This window comes from Massilimicrobiota sp. mt181, from assembly GCF_055420065.1.
Window position 1 is genome coordinate 1 of sequence record NZ_JBVAYN010000031.1, and the last position, 23,370, is coordinate 23,370.

General features: G+C 27.0%; 19 protein-coding genes. 1 reads left to right on the plus strand and 18 read right to left on the minus strand.

Translation table 11 applies throughout. From position 1 onward, the window contains the following. Positions 1 to 85 precede the first annotated feature (85 nt). From ACZYT4_RS12620 to ACZYT4_RS12705, 18 genes are all read right to left on the minus strand, one after another. A complete protein-coding gene (locus ACZYT4_RS12620) occupies positions 86 to 982 on the minus strand; it encodes a nucleotidyltransferase family protein (RefSeq protein ID WP_463786326.1) in 897 nt (298 codons plus the stop codon). A 129-nt stretch (positions 983 to 1,111) separates the two neighbouring features. Further along, complete coding sequence (locus ACZYT4_RS12625) at positions 1,112 to 2,605, minus strand: LCP family protein (protein ID WP_463786329.1); 1,494 nt, start codon at positions 2,603 to 2,605, stop codon at positions 1,112 to 1,114. A 1,059-nt stretch (positions 2,606 to 3,664) separates the two neighbouring features. Beyond that, entirely contained in the window at positions 3,665 to 4,687 is a 1,023-nt protein-coding gene (locus ACZYT4_RS12630) for an acyltransferase (protein WP_463786330.1), read from the minus strand. Positions 4,688 to 5,214: 527 nt separating this feature from the next. After that, on the minus strand, positions 5,215 to 6,336 hold the full coding sequence (locus ACZYT4_RS12635) for a glycosyltransferase (RefSeq protein ID WP_463786332.1): 1,122 nt from the start codon (positions 6,334 to 6,336) through the stop codon (positions 5,215 to 5,217). Between the two features lie 27 nt (positions 6,337 to 6,363). Beyond that, a complete protein-coding gene (locus ACZYT4_RS12640) occupies positions 6,364 to 7,347 on the minus strand; it encodes a Coenzyme F420 hydrogenase/dehydrogenase, beta subunit C-terminal domain (protein ID WP_463786333.1) in 984 nt (327 codons plus the stop codon). 5 nt (positions 7,348 to 7,352) lie between these two features. Next, positions 7,353 to 8,741 carry an oligosaccharide flippase family protein gene (locus tag ACZYT4_RS12645; RefSeq protein ID WP_463786335.1) on the minus strand — a complete coding sequence of 463 codons (1,389 nt, stop codon included), beginning with the start codon at positions 8,739 to 8,741 and terminating at the stop codon, positions 7,353 to 7,355. Then, the gene (locus tag ACZYT4_RS12650) at positions 8,728 to 9,846 is read right to left on the minus strand and encodes a polysaccharide pyruvyl transferase family protein (protein ID WP_463786337.1); all 1,119 of its coding nucleotides are present in this window, start codon (positions 9,844 to 9,846) and stop codon (positions 8,728 to 8,730) included. Before ACZYT4_RS12650 ends, ACZYT4_RS12645 begins: the two co-directional genes overlap by 14 nt. Further along, the gene (locus ACZYT4_RS12655; protein WP_463786339.1) at positions 9,843 to 11,414 is read right to left on the minus strand and encodes an O-antigen ligase family protein; all 1,572 of its coding nucleotides are present in this window, start codon (positions 11,412 to 11,414) and stop codon (positions 9,843 to 9,845) included. Before ACZYT4_RS12655 ends, ACZYT4_RS12650 begins: the two co-directional genes overlap by 4 nt. 399 nt (positions 11,415 to 11,813) lie before the next feature. Next, positions 11,814 to 12,917 carry a UDP-galactopyranose mutase gene (glf, locus tag ACZYT4_RS12660; protein WP_463786341.1) on the minus strand — a complete coding sequence of 368 codons (1,104 nt, stop codon included), beginning with the start codon at positions 12,915 to 12,917 and terminating at the stop codon, positions 11,814 to 11,816. Positions 12,918 to 12,940: 23 nt separating this feature from the next. Beyond that, entirely contained in the window at positions 12,941 to 13,918 is a 978-nt protein-coding gene (locus tag ACZYT4_RS12665; RefSeq protein WP_463786343.1) for a glycosyltransferase, read from the minus strand. 1 nt (position 13,919) lies between these two features. Next, positions 13,920 to 14,696 (minus strand): DUF4422 domain-containing protein, encoded by a 777-nt coding sequence (locus ACZYT4_RS12670; RefSeq protein WP_463786345.1) that lies wholly within the window; start codon positions 14,694 to 14,696, stop codon positions 13,920 to 13,922. A 48-nt stretch (positions 14,697 to 14,744) separates the two neighbouring features. After that, the gene (locus ACZYT4_RS12675) at positions 14,745 to 16,091 is read right to left on the minus strand and encodes an exopolysaccharide biosynthesis polyprenyl glycosylphosphotransferase (RefSeq protein ID WP_463786347.1); all 1,347 of its coding nucleotides are present in this window, start codon (positions 16,089 to 16,091) and stop codon (positions 14,745 to 14,747) included. Between the two features lie 675 nt (positions 16,092 to 16,766). Then, on the minus strand, positions 16,767 to 17,297 hold the full coding sequence (locus ACZYT4_RS12680) for a VanZ family protein (RefSeq protein ID WP_463786348.1): 531 nt from the start codon (positions 17,295 to 17,297) through the stop codon (positions 16,767 to 16,769). Between the two features lie 84 nt (positions 17,298 to 17,381). After that, positions 17,382 to 18,653 carry a hypothetical protein gene (locus ACZYT4_RS12685; protein ID WP_463786351.1) on the minus strand — a complete coding sequence of 424 codons (1,272 nt, stop codon included), beginning with the start codon at positions 18,651 to 18,653 and terminating at the stop codon, positions 17,382 to 17,384. Continuing rightward, positions 18,650 to 19,723, minus strand: a complete 1,074-nt coding sequence (locus ACZYT4_RS12690) for a hypothetical protein (protein WP_463786355.1) — start codon at positions 19,721 to 19,723, stop codon at positions 18,650 to 18,652. Before ACZYT4_RS12690 ends, ACZYT4_RS12685 begins: the two co-directional genes overlap by 4 nt. Before the next feature lie 304 nt (positions 19,724 to 20,027). Beyond that, positions 20,028 to 20,741: a PD-(D/E)XK nuclease family transposase gene (locus ACZYT4_RS12695; protein ID WP_463786357.1), complete on the minus strand. Its 714-nt coding sequence runs from the start codon at positions 20,739 to 20,741 to the stop codon at positions 20,028 to 20,030. 280 nt (positions 20,742 to 21,021) lie between these two features. Further along, positions 21,022 to 21,432 (minus strand): GNAT family N-acetyltransferase, encoded by a 411-nt coding sequence (locus ACZYT4_RS12700; protein WP_463786361.1) that lies wholly within the window; start codon positions 21,430 to 21,432, stop codon positions 21,022 to 21,024. Further along, on the minus strand, positions 21,410 to 22,678 hold the full coding sequence (locus tag ACZYT4_RS12705) for an HD domain-containing protein (protein WP_463786364.1): 1,269 nt from the start codon (positions 22,676 to 22,678) through the stop codon (positions 21,410 to 21,412). The genes ACZYT4_RS12700 and ACZYT4_RS12705 overlap by 23 nt, the downstream gene beginning before the upstream one ends. Before the next feature lie 122 nt (positions 22,679 to 22,800). On the opposite strand from ACZYT4_RS12705, the gene ACZYT4_RS12710 reads away from it, so the two are divergent. Then, positions 22,801 to 23,319, plus strand: a complete 519-nt coding sequence (locus tag ACZYT4_RS12710) for a ferritin (RefSeq protein ID WP_463786367.1) — start codon at positions 22,801 to 22,803, stop codon at positions 23,317 to 23,319. Positions 23,320 to 23,370: the final 51 nt, after the last annotated feature.

Consider the following 23,370-nt stretch of genomic DNA (forward strand, 5'->3'; position numbering starts at 1 on the left):
AATTTGCTTAAAGCATATATTATAGCAAATAAAAAAGCAAGAGCATATCAAATCTTGCTTCTCTATCTGTTATATTCAAACATCACTATAATGCTTGAGGATATATTCCTTTTTCTACTAATAACTGAATATTTTCCTTTACAAAATCCTTATCTTCTTTATATGTTACACCAAACCATTCATCACTTGAACTTAAAGCTGTGACTTCAGCCTGATTGCTATGTAATAAATCACCAATGATTGTTGGCAATAAATATTCTGCTTTTAGATTATCAGATGATGTCTCTTCCAAGAATACTTTAAATCCTTCTTCTAAGACATCTATAAATTCAGGGTATAATCCCCACATATTCATAGATACTGCTGAGTCTAAATCTATCTCTTTCCCATTAGATATGGCTTTTCCATTAATCTTTTCAATATTATGCGTTTCAACAATATCTACAAGCTTTCCATCTTGAATTTGACATACACCTCTTGTCACTCCACCATTATCACTTAAAGTATTTTTCAAAATAAATCCAACCATACAAATAGGCATTGGATTCATTGGATGATCCTGTATTAAATAACGATAAGCTTCTTCATAAGCTTCTCTTCCATAATAATCATCAGCATTAATTACCAAAAATGGTTCATTCACAATACCCTTACATGCTAAAATGGCTTGCCCTGTACCCCAAGGCTTACTACGTCCTGTAAACTTATCCTTATATTCATCAGGAATGTTATCAATTTCCTGGAAAGCATATTCAACATGAACTTTCTTTTTCATTCTTTGACCAATGATTTCATCAAAGTCTTTTTCTAAATCTTTTCTAATGACAAAGACAACTTTATTGAAACCTGCTGCTAAAGCATCATGAATAGAATAGTCCATGATAATTTCACCATGAGGTCCTACTGGTTCTAATTGCTTAATTCCACCTCCAAATCGACTTCCTATTCCTGCCGCCATAACGACAAGTGTAACATTATTCATATTATTCACTCCTTAAATTATTTCTCGAGAATAATTATACCAATTTATCCAATTTATCACAACAAAATAAACATAATTTAACAAAAACTAAACAAAAAGAGGTATCAGATGACACCCCTTTCAATAATTTTATTCACTTTGTTCAATATGAATTTTTTCACCATTCATCATTTGTTTAATAAGTGATGCACATTCATTTACACTTTCTTCATTTGGAATCATGTAATAAAGCTTATTATTAGGCATGTAGGCTCCTCCCGTCATAGATTTACCTGTTCCAGATAACTGAATCTGATAAAAATCCCATGATGCCATATCATTCAACTGCATCTTAATCAAACTAGTAATTTCATTTGGTGACATATTTGTCTCAAATGAACCTTCTATTGAACTTAATACACTTGAATAGTTTGTTAAAATTGCGGGTGTCATTGCCTTTTCCAGCATTCCTTTTAGAACAGCTTGTTGATTTTGAACACGATGATTATCCCCATTAGCATATATTTTTCTTTCTCTAGCAAATGCTAATGCTGTCTCTCCATTCATATGATTCATTCCTTCTTTAATTGTAATACCACCATTTGTATATGGTGTAAATGTTTTATCAGAATAAACTTCTATTCCACCTAGTGCATCAACCATTTCAATAAGTGAAGTAAAGTTAACTCTTGCATAATAGTTAATATCAATACCCATAAAGTTTTCAATTGTTGATACTGAATTTTCAACGCCACCTAAACCAGCATGTGTTAATTTATCTTTCTTTCCTTTATTTGTTAATGTAACATAATAATCTCTAGGAATACTTGTCATTAAAATTTGTTTTGTTTTTGGATTGACTGTCACTAACATATTAACGTCACTACGTGAAACTGTTGATACAGGCCCTGTTGTATCAATTCCACTAATAAAAATAGTAAAGACTTCTTTTGTCACATCAACATTTTTAGAAATATCTTTTGTTTTTTCTACAATATCATAAGACCAAATAACTCTTGTATCAGTTCTAAATGTTTCATGTTCTTCTTCTAACATACTATAATTGGCTTCATTTATATAAATTGCATCAGTTTGACCATCATATAAATCATTAGCCATCTGTGAATAACTAGACACATTATTTAATTGTATTGAAGATTCCTCTTTTTGTAATGCTTCTATGGCTTCTTCCATATATTTTGCATTGTCTTCATCATCTTGATTTACTTCTACATCTTTATTTTTTAAATCAGAAACTTTATGATATTCGCTTTCATCCATAACAACTAAAGAAATTCTTGTTGTTTTTGTATTAGCTCCTGAAATAGAATCTAAGACTGAATTTCCTTGAGCTATATATAAAGACCCAACCATTAAGAAAACAGATAATAACAAACTAATAACTTTTCCTATAATATTTCTAATTTTGCCTTTCCCTGTAGTCTTTGATGGCTTCATTAATAAAAATGATATTAAAGCCAATAAAACAACAACACCAATTAATACCATTGTATATAGTAATGGTAAAGCATTAAGTTTAAAAACAAGTACAATCAGTAATAAAGAAGCAACAACTTGTATTCCTAAAACTACTTTCCATGAAGTTATTTTAGAAATAATACTTCCCTTTGTATGTTTTGCCATTTTATCCCTCTTTTCTTCATCTTTCACATGGTAGCATATTCATGTGAACTTTTCAAGAATCTGTCAATGAAGTTTCATTTTTTTAAGAGTTTTATCTCCATATCAAGCATATCTTATATATTATAAACTTGAATACTTATTCTCAATGTATTTTTGTTTAATAAACTTACTTCCATAATAATAAATCTTTTAATATAATATTAATTTCTACGGATGTTTTTATTATCTTCATTTTAGACAATGAGTTACCAGCAATATGTTATGCAAAAACTCTTAAGTATTTAAAATAAATCCTTAAATCACAAACATACATAATCTTTTAAATTAGCATACGTTATTAGGTGATTATTTCACGTTCTTCAACCACTTAATTCACAACATCAGCACCAGTAGTAGATAATTGTAGCACCACCTATGCAAATGAATAGCACCATTCAAAAATCTTTCTTAGAATATGAATAAATCTTGTAGAATTGACTTTGTATTTATATTTTTGATACCTATCTACAATTAAATATTACATCAAAAGGAGTATATATTATATGACTGGTCAACCTATTAATCAGTTTTATCAGAATTGATGATCAACTTAAATCATAATACTTAATCAGCTATGCCTTAACAATCAAGAATGAATATTAGTGGGTTTATAAATAGCTTAACGATGAACTTGATACATGCATTAAGCCTCAATTTTACGTATTGAAATACCTGCTGCACCTAATTCAAGAATAGGTTTGACAGAAACTTTGAGTCTGTCACTTTCAATATTATGATAACAAAAGTGGAGCTAATCATGTGTATTAATGGTGCTTTACATGTGAATTGAATATTATAGAATGGTGCTTAAACTGTGTATCGATGGTGCATAACGCATGAAATAATCAATTAGGAAATAAATACAATATATTTCTAAACAATAATATTAAATTTTTGATATATTAATATTAATATATCTATAAGTAAAAATAGTAATTGTCAAAATATTATTCATATAAATATAGCTAAGATAATATAAACCAGGTAAAACAAAATAGTTGAGGATTTTACGAAATTTTGTTATTTTGGTAAAATGTTTTTTAAATAAGGTATTTTTCTAATAACTAAACTTATCATAATACAAACAAATATAATTATAATTGGTGCAAAAAGACGATATATTATACTCAGTGTATTAATAGGAAATATTGCTGTGATAATATCAATTACATAATAATGCATTAAATAAATTGAAAAACTATATTGACTTAAATTTATTACTTTTATTTTTCTTAAACGTTTAAAGTTTTGATATTTAAAAAATGTAAAAATTCCAATCGAATATAAAACACAAGGGACATTTAAATATCCTTTGAATGTTTGGATTATTTCACCATGAATCATTGATAAATAATAAGTTCCAAAAACATGTAAAAAAAGTCCTATTATTGCAAAGATATAAATAACATATCTTTGTTTAATCGAAATATCATAATGACTAATCAAATAACCTAATACAACATATAAAATGTATCCACTTCCTACAGAAACAATCAAAGAATTATTATAATGCAAATCAAATATTTTACATAAAAACGGAAAAAAACTAACTGTCAAGAATGCCACTAAACTAAGATATATAAATATTTTTTTTCTATCTCTTTTTTGTACAAAAGCAAGAATAGGTATACTAAGATAAATACTAATTAACGGTATAAAAAACCAATAAATATTTATTACTTTAGTATTCATAATCGCATCTATTAAATCCTTAAAAGTTAAATTATACATATTCTCTTTATGCATAATTAACATATATAATACACCTAAAAGACTCCATATTGCAAAAGGAATTACAACTTTTTTAATACGTTTTATAAAAAATTTTTTTGTGTCATATCTGTCACGATAATCTATTAAAGTTGCTCCAGTAATCATAAAAAAAATTGGAACAGCAAAATACATAACCGATTCAATAATATTAGCTGTTATCCAATACCTTTCGTAACTAAACGTCCAAAAACATCCATTTGTATGTAAAACTACTACAGCAATACATGACAATACATTCAAAAAAGAAATATACTCAAGTCTTTTATTCATCCAATTTACTGTATAACTATATTATTGATATGCAATACAATTAGATAGTTAATTTAAAATCAACATCTTCTCTCTTTTGCATCATTAACAAAAATAAAATAAACACACCCTAGATAAACAATAATATGTTATACTCTCCTTTCCATATTTGAAAAATATTACAAATAATTTTGTCATTATCAGTCATAATATTATATACAACTAATAATCATCCCACCTAAAAAATACTCAAATCATTCTATCAATATTCTAATATATTAAGCTGGTATTGTTTCAAAATAAAGAAATTGACACTTTATATAATAGAAGATTTCGTTTAAAATTTATTAAAGTATAATCGTCAAACTAAATATAAATAACAACATGATTCTACGTAAAAATAATTTAATGCATACTTAATAACTAGAAAATTTAAATAACATATATTGTAAAATATTATTTAAATCATTGTGGTACTAATCTACACATTGTTATGCTCTAACTGAAAAACTTTCTCAAAACAATAATACTCTAAAGTAAAATAGTAACTAACTATTTATAATTTTATTATTTTTTAAAATCATACTTAACTTAATATCTAACTGCGACTTATCATATTTATAAAAGTTTTTCTCATCATAGTTTTTTCTATATTGTATATTATTTTTAATATATTGTGCCCAATATTGAGCATCTTTTGATAATGATAGGAAATGACAACTGCTAGATATACAACTTTCCTTAGATATAGTATCGCTCACAAAACAATCCACTCCAGCCACCTGTGCTTCAATCACTGAAATAGGCAACCCCTCACTAATGGATGGTAGAAGAAAAATATCCATACCTTGCAATAGAAGATTAACATCATTTCTTATACCAAAAAACACCACTTTGTCCTTTAAACCATTTTCAGTAACTTTTTTTTCAATCTTTGATCTTAAATTTCCATCTCCAATTAAAATTAATATACTATTTGGATTTATTTGAATAAATTGTTTAAAAATTTCGATTACAAAATTATGATTTTTAGTTTCAGTAAAATTACCAATATGTCCAAGTATTATCTTATCGTTCCATAAATATTTTGCACGCACTTTTTCTCTACATTGAGCATTATATAAAAATTTTTTTACATCTATATAATTAAAAATATATACAATTTCTTTATTAGCAAAAATTCTTTTATTATACATCCATTCAGCAGCTTCTTTAGAACACGCCAAATAAATATTACATAAATATTCAATAAACTGCTTAAATATCAGATGAAAAATATATAATATTTTCTTTTTTAAAGTTTTGCCATTCATGGATGAACTATGAGAATGTACAATTCTGAATTTTATTTTGCAAAAAAAAGAAGCAAGTATACCCATAATATTTGAACAATCCGATATATTATAATATGTAATTTTATAATTATTTTGTCTTATGATATTTCTTATTTCTTTAAACTGTAATATAGGATGTGTTAAATTATGTATAATATATATTTTTATTTTATATTTATTTTCAAAATAATTTACATCTATATTGGAGTTTGACGATAAAACACCTACTTCAAAATTTTTTTTGTTAAAAAAATTTACTATTGCTAAAATATATTTATCAATTCCCGAATTATTTTCACCAATTAAATAGCCTATTAATATTTTTTTATTTTGCATATCTATATTTCCTTTCTTTTATTTAGATTATAAAACTTTTCTTTTTAATTTTCTCATTATTCTATATGGCAAAATCATTATAGGTAAAATCTTTAAAAAAGCAAAATATAAAATGACAAAATTACATTTATCAATCAACTTATAAAATATACTACTTAATGGATTACTAATTGTATGCTCATATAATGGTGGATTATATTTCACAACATCTTTTAGTTTTACTTCAATTTTATTTGATTTGTCCTCAATTTTTTTAAGAAACTCTTTCCCTTTTTTTGTATTGACAATAACTAATGAATTTCCATACTTATTAGGTACAATATTTTTGAAATATTGTATTCCCCAAAAATCTCCTATCGTGATATCTCCCTCTCTATCTAGATTATTAAAACAGCATTTTGTACAACCTTTCATTAACGCAATATTTGAATAAAATATTTTAGCGTACATATTCACCTTTGGTGAAAATGGTTCTTCAAACACATTATTATTCTCAAATTTTACTCTTATATATGAAGTGTCATCTTCTTTTTTATATCTGAAGTAAAATTCAATTATTTTAGAATTAAATTTTTTCTCCAAATAATTAACATATTTTTTAAAAATTTTTGGAGTTGGCGTTCCGTGACATATAATATCTATACAAAATAAATTATCAAAATCTTGTTTTAAATATTTTTTTAATAAAAAAACTTGACAAGGTGTTCCAGAAAAAAGAACCAGTTTTTTACAAAGAAGATCATTTTTTACTTTTGCCAAAAAATCATTGGAATTTGCCCTAACATATTTTGAGCCTCTTAATTTATACAATTCTGATTTTTTCTCAATTCTATCAATAACTACATTAAAATTTTCATCAAACATAGCTCCATAAACAACGCCATGATTTTCCAGAAAATATTCAGCCACAGAAGAAAAAGCTCCCCCAGAAGAACTCTTCTTTATTATGTCTTCATTATTATTCCAAAAAGCATATGCTTTTTGAATTGAATTAACTTTTTTTTTATCCATCTCTTCTACCTCTTTATGACTAATCTATTTATAATCTCTAATATGTTATTTCTGAAAATATAAATAATATATAGTAAAATAATTATTTGAATTAAGCTTCCTATTATACCTAATTCAAAGTACATAATTATAGTTGCCAAAACTAATAAAATCGTCACAATAACTTCACTTTTAATTTCTAAATTAAAATTAATAAAACATTTAATATTAAAAGTTCTTACTATCCACAATATAAAATAACTAAAAGCTGTTGAAATTCCTGCACCAATACCTCCAAGAACTGGAATTAATACAAAATTTCCAATAATATTTATAACTGCTGCTAATAAATTAGTAAAGAATGCCATTTTTGTATTTTTAAAAGTTGTATAAACTGTACCCAAAAACTGTGCTTTAGCAAAAAAAACAATTGCCAAACTTAAAATAGGTACATATTGCCATGCTAAAAAGAAATCTGAGCTTGCCATTAATCGAATTATAAATTTTGAACTCAAAATAATTATAATCCCCATTATAGAAAGCAAAATACTTATATACTTATACATGGTAGAATAATATATAGAAATATTAGCATTATTTACTTCATCATTAGCCGAAATTTGCCAAGCTTGTAAAAAAATATTAATAAAAATTGTCATTACTGTTGGAATTTTGTTTGCAATAGCATAAAGACCATTTACAGCAGCACCAATCATCGAAGTAATCATAAATCTGTCCGAACATGAGGAAATCCACCAACATATTGTATTTGGAATTAATGGTACAGAAAATTTCAACATTTTTATCGAAATCTGTTTTGGAAAACAAAAAATAAAATCTCGATATAATTTAGCGGATAAAATAAGAAATACTGTCGAAATAAAGTTACCAACACAATATGCAAGCATATAGCCCGTTATTCCTAAATTAAAATATGACAAAAACATTATATTTGCTAATAATATGATTAAAGTTTGAAATAAATTATCAATTGTAAAAAGTTTAGTATATCCTATAGCTCTAACATATTGTGAACAATTTGTTCTAAAAATATTAAAAATTACATATATAAAAGTAATCCAAATGTATGTTGAAGGCAATATAATATTAAAAATTAAAGTTAAAACAAAAAATATTATAACCCCAGATAATGATATTATTGTTCCTATAGAAAAGACAATTTTACTATCATAATCTTTATCCATTGCATACCTAAAAATTGCTTCATAAATTGTTAAAGAAACAATAGGTATGAGTAAAGAAGCAATATTTTGTAAGTTATCAATTATTCCATACTCATATGTACTTAATAAAGCCGTATAATAAGGTAGTAACAAATATTGCAATAATTTAGATCCTAATGTTCCAAGTGCAAAAATGAATGTATTTGATATCAATTTTTTAGTTTTGTTCATAACTATTTATAACCCTCTCTAAAAAATCAATTGATTCCTTTTTTAAACTTAGTAAATTATTATTAACTGTTTTGTAATTAATTTCTTCATCAATATTACAATTATCAGAATAAAGTCTATCAGTTAATTTTAAATTTTCCAACAAATTTATCATTCTACTAGATGTACCTTCCATTGGAACACATATAAATTTCTTCTCAAACAAAACAGAAAAAACAGTTCCATGAAAAGAATTAGTTACAATATAATCAGCATGTTTGACATAACTAATAAAATCTTGGGGATCGGCAGAAAAATCAGATATACAATTTTTTCCATATCTTTTTTTCAAATCAAAAAAAACAACTTTTAGATTTTTTTCTGCAGACAATTTTTTTACATATTCTATTAATGACGTATCAACCTTTAAAGAATATACAAGAATGTATTTTTCTTTGATTTTTACATTTTTTACCATATCAAACCAAATATTTCTATTTACTATTAAAGTCGGATCTAAAACAACCTTAACGTCTTTGTCAGTTAGATTTTGTATTAATTCTTTTGCAGTTTCTTCTCTAACAGAAATATAATCTAAAAACTTTAATTTTTCTCGAAAATTAGCTTCTTCATTATTTAAGTGACTTAATCCAATACTTGCTGCATAGGATGCATGAATAGCATCTCTATCAAACGGAACACCAAAGTAGGCATCACATAAGCCCTTTGTTATTTTTGGATTCCATATCTGATCACTTCCATAAAAATAAATATCAAAACAAAGGTTATTATCATTAATATTATCATCTGTATAAACGTTTTTTGTAAGATGATAATAATTATTTCTAAATTCTGCGAATTTCTTTTCACGCATATATCTTTTTGGAAAAAAAACAATTGTTTTAATATAAAAAGATATTAAATTTATGATATTGGATTTTGATTCATTATACAAATCCTTTATAAAAATGCCAAAGCTATCTTCTATTGCTTGAGGTCTATAATCTACAATTGTTGCATCTACTCCCATTGATTTCAAAGTTTCTTGTAATGCATATACTTGCAAGCAAGATCCAAAATTACGTGCTCTATGTTCTGTTAAGATAGCTACTGAAACTTTCTTCATATTTTTTCCTCCTGTTTTATATTAGTAGTAATGTAATAATTTAAATATCCTAAAAAGCACCAAAAATAAAAACTTTCAATACTATTTACATACATTATATTTGAAATGAAGAAACTTGAAACTAAAACACATGATATAATTGATAAAAAAATTGATATAATGTATGAATCTTCTTTTAAATATTTAAGATTTTTGAATAAAAAATGTATATTCAATATCATTAATAAAAGGAATATGGAAAATCCAATAAATCCTTGAGAAACTAGAATATCTAAAAAAGAATTATGAAAAGAATCAAAAATTTTGTAATCATTTGCCACTAAATAAGTAGTAGGTATATTTTCTTGTGCAAAGGTTACGATATTACTGTATCCACCTACTCCAATCAATGGACTTTCAGCAAATAAATCTATTCCACTTTTCCATATAGAAAATCTTCTATTGCTTATATCCCCACTTATATCCTGCTCTCGCCCAATTTCTAAATGATTTGATTCCTCATTATTTAATTCTAAAATAAGAACGTTTCTTTTTTGATTATTACCATAAGAAGTTTTAAAATTAACAACTGAATTATTCATATATATTTTAGAATTATTCTCTATTTTTCCTTCATAAAAATTCGAACTAGTAATTTTTATGCTGTTGATACCATTTCTCACTATTGAATTATCCTTATCTGTATTATTGGAACTACTACTTATAATATAATTATATGAAAGCTTAATTGTTTTGTTTAAAAGCAAAATAGCAGTAGTACATAATATAATTGTTAAAAAGAATTTTGTAAAGTTTTTAAAGTTTAATCTATATGTTAATATAAAATTAAAAAAAAGGAAAACAATACATCCACAAATCAAAGAAACAATAGCTGTCCTAGAATCACTAAATGTAATGTAGAAGAATTGTATGAATATACTTAAAACGATTAAAAACTTTCTCTTCCAACAAAGTTCTTTATTATATAAACCTATGGCTAAGAAAATTCCTATAACAGAAATAACAGCCCCATGATTAGGATCATTAAACAATCCATATAATCGACCCCACCAAAAGCCATAAAATTGGACACTCCCATCCAATGCAGTTTTGAAAACACTTATATTAAAATACATTAGAATAAATCCAATTATATTCACAATTGTAATATAAAATACAGATAAAATAGATAGAATTTTTATTTCTTTATATATATTAACTTTTTCTTTATGAGGAAAATATAAATAAATTAAAAACAACAAAATAATAATCCACATTATACATTTCACATTATTATAAAAATTATTATTTAAATAGAAACACATAGAAACAGCATAAGACAAAATAAAAAAAATCACTAAATAAAATCTTTTTTTCGATATAAAATTCTTGATATTTATAATTTGATAACCAAAAGCTATGACTGTTATTAACATTAAAAAAATCAGACTTACTTTTGGTAAATACGTAACATTTAGATATGTATTAAATGATACAAATAAATGCAATAAATAAATACACCTTAAAATTATGTCATTATAATTTCTTATTAGATCATGTACTTTTAAATTTTGAATAAATTCTCTCATTTTAAGCCCATCCTTTTATTTAACTACTCCCATTATATCATTTATCACCAGTTACTTAATCAGTCATTTAGAATAAAATTTTCAAATCTTTAAAATGTGTTGCCATCTTCGACATCACATTATATTTAATTGTACATCTTTACTATTTCAATTGTTAATTGAATATAACAATAAAATTTCATTATAAAATAGATTGTAACCTATAGTGTTTCTTGTTTTTAAATATTTAACATATAAAAGTTTAAAATTATATTCTGAAAATTTCACTTTAAATTACTGCGGCAACAACTATTCTCAGTATAAATAATAGGCAATAACTATTATTTATAAACTACCTGAATAAAATTCATCCTAATAAAGCAGCAATTAATATAAATCATTTAATATGCTACAATTTTACTATGACTTCAATTCATTATTAACACATTTTAATGCTTCTTCAATAACATGATGCATATCAAAATATTTATACATACCTAATCTGCCTCCAAAGATAACCTTATCTTCCTTCTGTGCCAGTGCTTTGTATTTTTCATATAAAGTATTGTTCTTTTCATCATTCATTGGATAATAAGGTTCATCACCTTTATGCCATGAAGCTGGATATTCTTTTGTAATCACTGTTTTAGGTTGTGTTCCATATTCAAAATGCTTATGTTCTATAATTCTTGTATAAGGCACTTCATATTCGTTATAGTTGACAACAGCATTTCCTTGATAATTATCTGTATCTAAAATTTCTTCTTCAAATCTTAAACTACGATATTCCAGTTCCCCATAACAATAGTCATAATACTGATCAATCATTCCAGTAAAGACAATCTTATCTGCTATTTCTTCTAACTCTTTACGATGTTCAAAGAAGTCACAGTTGACTTTGACATCAATTCCTTCAAGCATTTTTTCAATAATTTGTGTATATCCACCGATAGGGATACCTTGATACAAATCGTTGAAATAGTTATTATCATATGTAAATCTAACCGGTAATCTTTTGATAATAAATGAAGGCAACTCGTTACATGGTCGACCCCATTGTTTTTGTGTATAGCCTTTAACAAGCTTTTCATAGATATCCTTTCCAACTAATGAAATAGCTTGTTCTTCAAGATTTTGAGGTTCAGTAATTCCAGATTCCTTAATCTGTTCATTGATTTTTTCTTTAGCCTGTTCAGGTGTGACAACACCCCATAGTTTATTAAAAGTATTCATGTTGAAAGGCATGTTATAGATTTCACCTTTATAATTGGCAATCGGACTATTTGTATATCTATTGAATTCAGCAAACTGCTGAATATAATCCCAAACTTCTTTATTTGAAGTATGGAAAATATGAGCACCATATTTATGTACATGAATACCTTCAACTTCTTGAGTATAAACATTTCCACCAACATGACTTCTTTTATCAATAACGAGACATGTCTTTCCTTTCTTATTGGCTTCATAGGCAAAGATACTGCCAAACAATCCACTTCCTACTATTAAATAATCATATTTCATATTTATTCTCCTTATAACAATTTTTAATTTCTTCCCGTTATATCTTTATAAATATTCCATATATATCGATAAAACTTAAAACCAAATAAAGCAGATAAAATTCCAAATTTATCTCGTTTAGATACTTTTTTGTTAAACAATAGTTTATAGCCATTATTTCTAATGTATTTTATTAACATTCTTTCTATCTCTTTATTATCATTACAACTATTAGCTAATTGAGATAATGTTGATAAATAAGCATACATAGTACGTCTTTTAGCTGCTTTTCTTAAATTCGGATAATTTTCACAAACAAAATTTTCCATTTCTTTTGTTGAAATAATTAAATCCAACTTTTTTTCAGTAAAAGTATTATTAGAAATAGAATTCTGGCGAATCATATAATTATACTTACTTTCAGAGCCATTTACTATTTTTTGTGCATCATGCACAAGTTTATATGTAGTAGCTGCATCTTCATAATATCTTCCCACAGGAAATCTTGTATACTTAAATAAATTTATATCGTATAATTTTGCCCAAGCAGATAAGTCTATTCCCTTATCATATAAAATTTTTTCCAAAACTTCTTCGCTAGTAAAAATATCAAATGTACCATCAGCTTTTTTTATTATTGTTCCATTTTCATAAAAAACTGTATGTGAACAAATCGCCAAACTACATCCAGTTCTTTTTATCAAATCGTATAAAAAACTTACATAATCTGAATCAACATAATCATCTGAATCAATAAATGTAATGTATTTCCCTTTTGCAATTTCTATTCCTGCATTTCTTGCGGCAGATAGACCCGAATTCTGTTGATGCAAAACTCGTATTCGTTTATCTATTTTAGCATATTTATCACAAATCAATCCACTATTATCAGTTGATCCATCATCTATTAAAATAATATCTAAATTTTCATATGTTTGATAAATTACACTTTGTATACACCTTTCTAAATATTGAGATACATTGTAAACCGGAACAACAATAGAAATCAACGTGTCATTCATATTAAAAACTCCCTTTATATTTCTCACCAATAAACTTAGCTTTCAAAAAACAAATTCCTTTTTTTAGCCAATTAATTTTTTCCATATGGATTACAGGCACTTCTTTATAACTCAGATTATTTTTATCTAACCATACGTCAAATAATAGTTCACTTATTCTTCCATATAATCTTGCTTGAAAAGAATCATAATCACTGATATCCAAACTGTTTTCAAGCTCAAAAAGCACATCAAATAAAAACTCACAATATTGATCTGCTAATTCTTTTTTCATAATAAACATATTAAACATATGTGCATGTGTCATTTTCATTCTGTTATCAAATGTTGTTAAATAATCTGGATATTTTCTTTTAATAATATTTCTTGTTTCTTGTAAATCCTTCTCATAATGAGTATGAGTATAATGAGAATAAATTGATTCAATGTAATATTTTCTTTCTTTTGGAACAATTATATCTGTTTCATCTAATAAATCATTCACTTTATTTTGATCAATAATCATTAAAAATTTATCTTTGTTTTTCTTGCCATTACTAAAATGTCTTCTATAATGAGATAAGCCTAAATATTCACAATTCAAATTTTTCCACGCCCAATATAATCCAGTTAATTCACAAAAATACGGATTTTTTAACGATATGTTTTCTCCTGTATTATCACCTTGATATCCTATATCATTTTTTCCTTCTCTACCCACATGTACCGGAATATACATTGAATCAGATGGCATTCGATATTTTTTGTGTGTAGCTACAATAATTTTAATATCTTTCATGTCAAACTTAACCTTTCCTAAATGAATATACTTTACGAAATAGATACATTATAATGCACCCTTTCCATAAATAACACTCTTAATCGTTTTATAGATAATTATCATATCTAAACCTAAACTCCAGTTTCTATAATAATAATCATCTAATTTGCATCTATCAATGAAGCCAACATCACTTCGTCCATTGGCTTGCCACATACCTGTTATACCAGGTTTACATCTGATAATAGAATTATAATAAATATCCATATCATCTTTTTCTCTAGGTAAATATGGTCTAGGTCCAACTAAGCTCATATCTCCCTTAAGGACATTAAAAAATTGTGGAAACTCATCCAGAGATGTTCTTCTTAAAAAACGTCCTACTTCAGTAATACGTGGATCATTAACCAACTTTTTATTAGTCAAATATTCTTCTCTAATAGCTGGATCCTTTTTCATTAATTCTTCAAGTACTTTTTCTGCATCGGGGACCATAGAACGATATTTATAAATATATATATCCTTTCCATTTTCTCCAATTCTCTTTTGCTTAAAAAATATAGGATCTGTATCTCCATTTTTCTTGTTCTTATGAGAAACATATATAGTTAATGGAATAAGCAATAAACATCCACATATTCCTGCACAAATATCAATAACTCTTTTTAAAGCCTTACCAAAAAAGCCTAATCTACCTCTTGATGTTGAAATTAACAACTCTCCATCAAAATCATCAATCTTTGAATTAAATGTCATTGTAAAATTAAGTTGTGGTAATACTTTCACATATCGAACTCTATCAAACAATTGTCTAGTGATAACATCTATTTCCTCTTTTAAAGCATTTGGCAAAGCAATAATAGTTTGATCTATTTGATTGTTGTCCAACAAATCATCTAATTCATAATAATCATAAATTTTATATCTACAATCTTCTTTCAATTCATCATCTATATATTCATCAATTTTCACAAATCCCAAAACATTTGTAAGCGCAAATCGATTGTTATTCGCAATACGTCCTACTCGATATGCTTCTGCCCCCGTACCAATAATCAATGTCTTTCTAGCAAGCCATTTTCTCAATATAATACGTATCATTCTATTGACAAAAATTGCAAATATAGACATAAAAAAACCTACTCCCAATATTTTTAAATAGAAGTTTGTTTTTGGATATGCAAAAACAAAAGAAATCAAAGTAAAATAAACAAATGCTTTCAAATCGCTTCTAATTTCATCCCATACAAGAGTAGATCTAATTTTATAATGTCCACCAGTAAACATTATAATTATCCATAATAAACATAATTGCACATAAAAACATAGCGGTAAATCCATAACAAAATAGAGAAGATAAAAGAAAGCAGTTTCAATACCAATCAGACATAATGCAAAAATATTTTCTTTCATGTATATCCTCTCCCTTTATTTTTCCACTATGATATTACTAGTATATCATTTTTCCTTTTTCCCATCAACATAATATGGCAATATAACCAAAAAGTCAACATTTTTGTCAGTTTTAACATTTACCAATTTTTGCTTTTCAATATTATATATTTGCGTTTTACATCCCCTCACTAACAGTTTTATCAATAGCAACTTTCTTAAAAAATATCAATCCAAAAAATTTCGAATCAAAAATATATTATCCTTTTATTTAATATCATAACCTAATTTAAGAACTAATATCGTCGTTCTTGCAAACTATCCCTACCTGATATAATAAAGTCTATAAAAAAATGATTATTAAAATAATCTTCAGACCGTGATATGATGTCCATCCATATCAGTGTTTAACTATTTACACTGTATACCGGGTGATCATCATATTAAATTATTTTTACAACTTTTTATTTGTCTATATAAAAAACATATTTCAAATATTTTTTATCTTAGAACCCTATATTTTTTATCTTCATATGTAAACATCTCTAATTTTATCCAACCTTTGAGGTTCACTTCAATAGCAAGTGATTATTTCATATACTCACTTAGTTGAAATCAATGTATTTATACACATAAGAATATTATATTTATACACATAAGAATATTAAATAAAAAAATCACCTCATAATGAAGTGATTATTCATAAGCTCCTTTAATTAAACCTTTATGTTTTTGATACTTCGTCATAATTGTATACATGATACAATAAATGACAAGTGCTGCCAAGATGCCTAACAGTGCCCCACTCGTATCAATCAAACAATCTGTAAAGCTCGCTCCTCTTCCATCTACAAACATCTGATGAAACTCATCCGAAAGAGCATAAAGAAAACAGAATAAAGCTGTTAGAAACATTCTTAATGTCATGCTCATATTAAATGTAAATAAAACAATCATCACATTAATACTTAATATAAAGTAAATACTCATATGAGCTAATTTTCTAAAAAACAATTCTATCAGTGCATAATGTTCTGGTGTGATGGATATCGACAAATCTTTTCCAGTAAAATGATATACAGCTTTATTAAAGACTTGAACACAGAAATCACTGAGTTCGTGTGATGATACACCTGTATCCATTGAAAATCTAAAAATAACAATCATCCATATTAATGTTGTTAAAATGGCGATAACTCTTAATCTGACTTTAACTTTGGGATTCATAATATCCCTCCTACCTTGATAGCATTATAATTATCTTTATAAAAAATATCAAGGCTGATTATAAAAATATATTACTCTGTTATACTAAAAGAAATATTTTCTAAACTGTCTATAAATTTGTCTACAGGCATTTACATCACTAGGTGTAGATGAAACGGTAGACTGATAACGTGAATCATCAAAGAAAATAACTACAGGATGTTTATTCTTTTCTCCTTTCACATCTATTCCCCAATTTTTCAATTTATAAATACTCCCACCATCTAATAGCTGTTTCGAAATATGATCAAGATATTCCTCCCTTGTTCCTTCTTTAGGATTTTGTTTTAAAATATCTCCTAATATCTCAATATCCAAATCTCCTGTATTTTTCTTTTTCACATCATCTTCTAACATATCTAATAAAACATCTTTTTGTTCTGACTGATAAAATTCTTTTAATTCTCCTTTTGCCAGTAAAGCATATTGATATTGTGAAGATAATTCTTCTTCAATCTGATCATTTTGCATCTGCAAAAGCATGACTTCATTTTCTAATTTCTCAATCAACTGAACATAACGTTCCTTTTCATCTTCCAACTTTTTCATTTGTTGATCCAACTGAAAAATCATTTCTTTTTCATAATCATTGGCCTGTAGTCTTAAATCTTCCAAATATTTTTTTTGTAAACAATGAAAGTCATAACGTTCTCCATATTGTCTTTGCTTTAAAAAAGATGCTAGATTATGTAATACACGTTGTTGTAATAAATCCTGTGATTCCTTTTTAGAAAAACGATAGATTTTATAATCATTATTCAAATAGTAAATGGCAAGCTTTCCATATTGAGGTACCATTTGACAATGTTTTTGCAGCAGTTCATGTATTTCACTATTGTCTTCATATAAGACATGTGCAATTCCTCTCAACTGATGTGCCAAATAATCAGGATCCACAATCTGTAAATAGTTAATATAAACAATCGGTAATCGATGCGAAGAGGACAGCCATTGATTAACCATCTGATAATTCTCATCACAAATCTTTAAAGCCTGATTTGTGATTGGTAATATGTCGTCTTTCCATAATCCTTTTTCTATACCAGCATCAATATAACGATAGCCTTCTTGACTCCCATCATTATGTATACATAAACATCCATCTTCTTCATTATAAATGAATTCAAGACGCTGCTTCATCTGCACAACAACACTATGATCTTTTGGATATTGATAAATCTGTAATCGATCCTTGGCAATTCTCTGTTTCGTTAAATCAATATCATCTTCAATCTGATAGACTTCAAACAAGGATGCTATCCATTGAGAAATAGGCATTTTCTCTTTGTATTCAAGATAAGTCGAAAATGATTTCATAACTGACCTCCATTCGCATTTAAAATTGATAAAAGAATATCTAAACGTCGATAAATTTCATGGGTTGAATCAAGATTCATAGCTTTTTGACGAATGTATTGCAGTAAACATTTTTGATAAGGCACAACTTTACTCATATCATCAATACTTAATAAAGGTGATGCATAAGCCTCTTTCATCTTCACCAGTTTCTGGTTTTTCTTCTGTTCTTTGTGCTGTTCTTGTAATAACATCTCATAAAGATTTTTCAGTTCATCAACTTCCTGCTGTTGTCTTTGTATTTCTTTTTCAAACTCTTCCTGATATTCCTTTGTATTTTTTATTGTTGATGTCTGTTGAGAATAAATCTGCTTTTGATATAGCTGTTCATAAGAAGGCATGGAATCCTGATATTTGTGTATCATCTCATTTCGCAAGATTTCATTGATTTCATAAATCTGATATTGATAACGTCTTTTTTTAGAAAGCATATAAGTACGCTTACGATAGTCAGGATAAATAATCTCAATACATCCCTCTTCTTTTTGCTTTGAACAATAACAAACATGTGCCAAACCTAAAACTTCTCTAGCCAATCGATGAGCACTCAACAAACGTGTTCTCATATAAATAACAGGCATTTGATATTGATTCTTTTGATCTTCCTCAATACTTTCTACTGGATAAGCTTTCTCCGACATAGGAAGAATATCTTTTTGAATATAAGGTGACTGAATAATATTTCTAAATAATGCTGGTATAGATACCGCCGATATATATTGTGATTCATTAGATGTTTCTTTAGAAAAACGCAAATGAATTTTTTCTTCCTGACAGTCATAAATCACTTCTACAATAAAATGTGTATTTTTATAATTATCTTTTGTTGAAAAATAAATCGTGAAATATCGTTCAGCAAATAATTGAATCTTCAAGTATTTAGATTCAATCTGATATTCAAAAGGAAACTGATGAGGACGACTGAGACCATCCATCTTATTTTTAGAATGTTCCAGCCAATCCAATAGCATATCTATTAAGATATCCTGTGTCATCTGATGTGTTTTCAAAACAGTATAATAACAAAGCATAGTCCTCACTCCTTTTTATAAGTATATCACAGTTCATACCAAATAAAGACACTTTTTTGTGCTCCATTATATTGAAATCAAAAAAATTCTACAACAAAAGTCATTAGCTTTCATTATAGAATTCTTCTATTTATTATTTATTCATACAAAATATCTTATGAGTGAACCAATTTGTAAAATTCATCATAATTTATATTCATCACTATATATTTCTGTATCTTTTTAATCTGCGAATCATTACATCCTTTGACCCACTCAAAATCCATTCCTGGAAACTTATTCAACAAGATTTCAATTATTACTTTTATACGTCCTTGTTTTTCTCCTCTCTTTTCACCTTGTTCCACTCCAAGTTTTTTCCTTTCTCTTCTGCTCTCTTTTCTGCTTTTTCTACTAATTCTTGAATAACATCACACATCATCTTCTTTCCTCCTTCGTGATTCTTAAAATATCCTACTCTTCTTCTCAATGCTTCATAATACATATCTTCTGGTTTTTGACACATCAGATCATGCATCAGTTTCCCTAATGGCGTTTCATCCTGTATGTTGGCATTGATATAGATGATATGAACCTTATCGTCAAATAGGCTTTCACCATCTATATATCTTTGAATATGTCTATCTATCTTTCCAGGTTTTAATACAAACTGCTCACATATAAAGATGACATAGATATCTGGCAGTTCGTGCCATTTTTCATTAGGAAAGGATATACTGCTATCCAATATGCTCGCATAATATCTGGTCCTTAAAGGTGTTGCATTTTCTATGCTTTTTTCCATCTCGATATCAACAGCTCTTCCAGACTCATCATGAGGGACAATATCCATTTTTACTGATCTTCCTTCTAGATTCTTATGCTCATCTTCAATATGAAATTCTACAAGATAAAACTGATGCTCAAAGATAATATCCAATAATAATTCCACACATCTTTGATCCTTGAATACGATTTTCATAAAGTCATTATCAATAGGTCTTAATTTTTCTAATGCATCAAGATATTCCTGTTTCAATTCATCATTCCTCCTTTGATTTTTATAGTTAGCTTTTCAATATTCAAGGAATGATAAAAAAGATCTCCTACTTATATATACGCAAAAATTCTTTGATTTTCTTTTTATTTATACAAAAAACTTTCTTTTCTAAAACAAATATAGCACAATATTTGCTTAAAGTAAATATTGTGCTATATAGATATTCTTAAATCAAAGTTTTAAATTATATTTGCATAAAAGACAATTTATCTGTATCAATAAAAATCAGTAGACTTATGCCTACTGATTTTTATCCAAATTATAATCTTTTTTCCATATGAATATGAGGGCAAAATTCATCTAGATACTCATCACCAGAAGATATATAACCATTCTTTTCATAAAATGCTTTGGCATTGACCTGAGCAGAAAGTTCGACTGATTGATAACCCAATTCTCTGGCTTTTTTCTCCAGCTCATGTAAGATATAACTTCCTAAATGTTTATGTCGATAATCCTTAATCACTGCAATTCTACCAAAAATCATTTTACCATCTTCATCATATAGGCGTGCACAACCAACCGGTGTTTTATAATCATATATCACCAAGTGCCAGCATCTGTCATCAATATCGTCAAATTCATTTTGGAATCCCTGTTCTTTCACAAAAATCTGTTCTCTAATCATCTTTGCTTCTTGAGGAAGCTTATTGAAAAATTGATAATTCATCTTTAATCTCCTTTGGAAAAAATACTTTTTGATCTGATTTAAAACGTTTAGAATTGAGAATAGCTGAAACAATCTCTGATTTCATTGGTAATGGAGAAAGATGTCCTTCACTATCAAGAATTTCAATCTCACTTAATTCTCCACTTTCTCCATAATGTAAATAAGGAATCTGTTTTTGATTATCACTGATAATATAATAATCTGGATGATATCCTTTTTCTCTAGCAATTTCTCGAATTTTTTCTAAATCTTCATGACTTTTTAACTGCATGAATTTAAATAAATGTCGATCTAAGAATCTGGCAGATAAATCACTTAAAATAAAATCATTTTCATGTGTGAATTCTTTAAAATAATATAAAACGACTGCCTCATCTAAAGCCACAAAATCCGCTACTTCAACACGTTGTTCCAGCATAGGAATCAGATAACGTAAATCTGTTCGAAATGCATAATGAGCATAATATAAATCCTTAACTCTTTGAAAAACACTTTGAAGAAGATGTTCATAACTTCTTGCTGTTGGATGATAGTAAACCTGCCAATACATATGATATCTAGCTAATATATAATTCTCTATAGCCTGAACACCCGATTCTTTATAAACAATCTGACCTTCACAAATACGCATCGTTCTTAAAATACGTGACATATCAAACTGTCCATAAGTTGTTCCACTCATATATGAATCCCTAAGCAAATAATCCATGCGATCAGCATCGAGTTGACTCGATACCATCTGTATCAAAATTTGATGAGGATGTGTATGTTGAATAATACTGGCAACATCCTTTGGCAAATCTTCATATAGCGATACCAAAACATCATGGACTTCACTATCCTCTAAAATCATTCTCACTGTCATATCTTCATGATTTTCTTCAAAAACGCCTTCAAAAGAATGCGAAAAAGGTCCATGCCCAATATCATGCAATAAACCTGCACACATCACACAGAGTTTATCATAATCACTTAATTCCTGGTCCAGGCATTCTGTTTCCAGCATTCTTCTGACAACCTGATAAACACCTAAAGAATGAACAAAACGAGAATGCTCTGCACTTTGAAAAACCTGATAAGTTCCTCCCAGTTGTTTAATTCTTCTTAATCTCTGCATTTCTTTTGTATTAATTAAACGCCATATCAATAAATGATCAATATGGATATAATCATGAATAGCATCACGAATAACTCTTTTTTCATTAAGTTCAATGGATTGAAGTCTAAAATCCTGTTTAAAACTCATCTGATCACCTTCTTTCTTTTATTGTATCAAATTTATCATAAGAAAGTCCATGATATCAATTAAGGAACATTGTTTTTATTTGGGGATGAGTATATAATATATATTATAAGGAGGAATGAAAAATGTTAGATCAAAAAGTTGCTGATTTATTAAATGATCAAATTAATAAAGAAATGTATTCTGCTTACTTATATTTAGATTTTGCAAATTTCTATGCATATAAAGGTTTAAATGGTTATGCTAACTGGTATAACATTCAAGCTAAAGAAGAAATGGATCACGCTATTGGAATTTTGCAATACTTACAAGATAATGATTACCAAGTGACATTATCAGCTATTGATAAACCTGATAAAGAATTAACTCATCTTGATGATCCTTTAAAATATGGTTTAGAACATGAAAAATATGTAACAAGTTTAATTCATACTATTTATGATGCTGCTTATGAAGTCAAAGATTATCGTACAATGAAATTCTTAGACTGGTATGTTTCTGAACAAGGTGAAGAAGAAAAGAATGCATCTGATTTATTAACTCAGTTTGAATTATTTGGTCATGATCCTAAATCACTTTACTCATTAAATAATGAATTAGCTCAAAGAACATATACACAAGCATCTATATTAAATGCTGATTAAAGGCCCTTTGGGTCTTTTTTTTCGTAACAAGTTTGTTTATAATAATGGTAT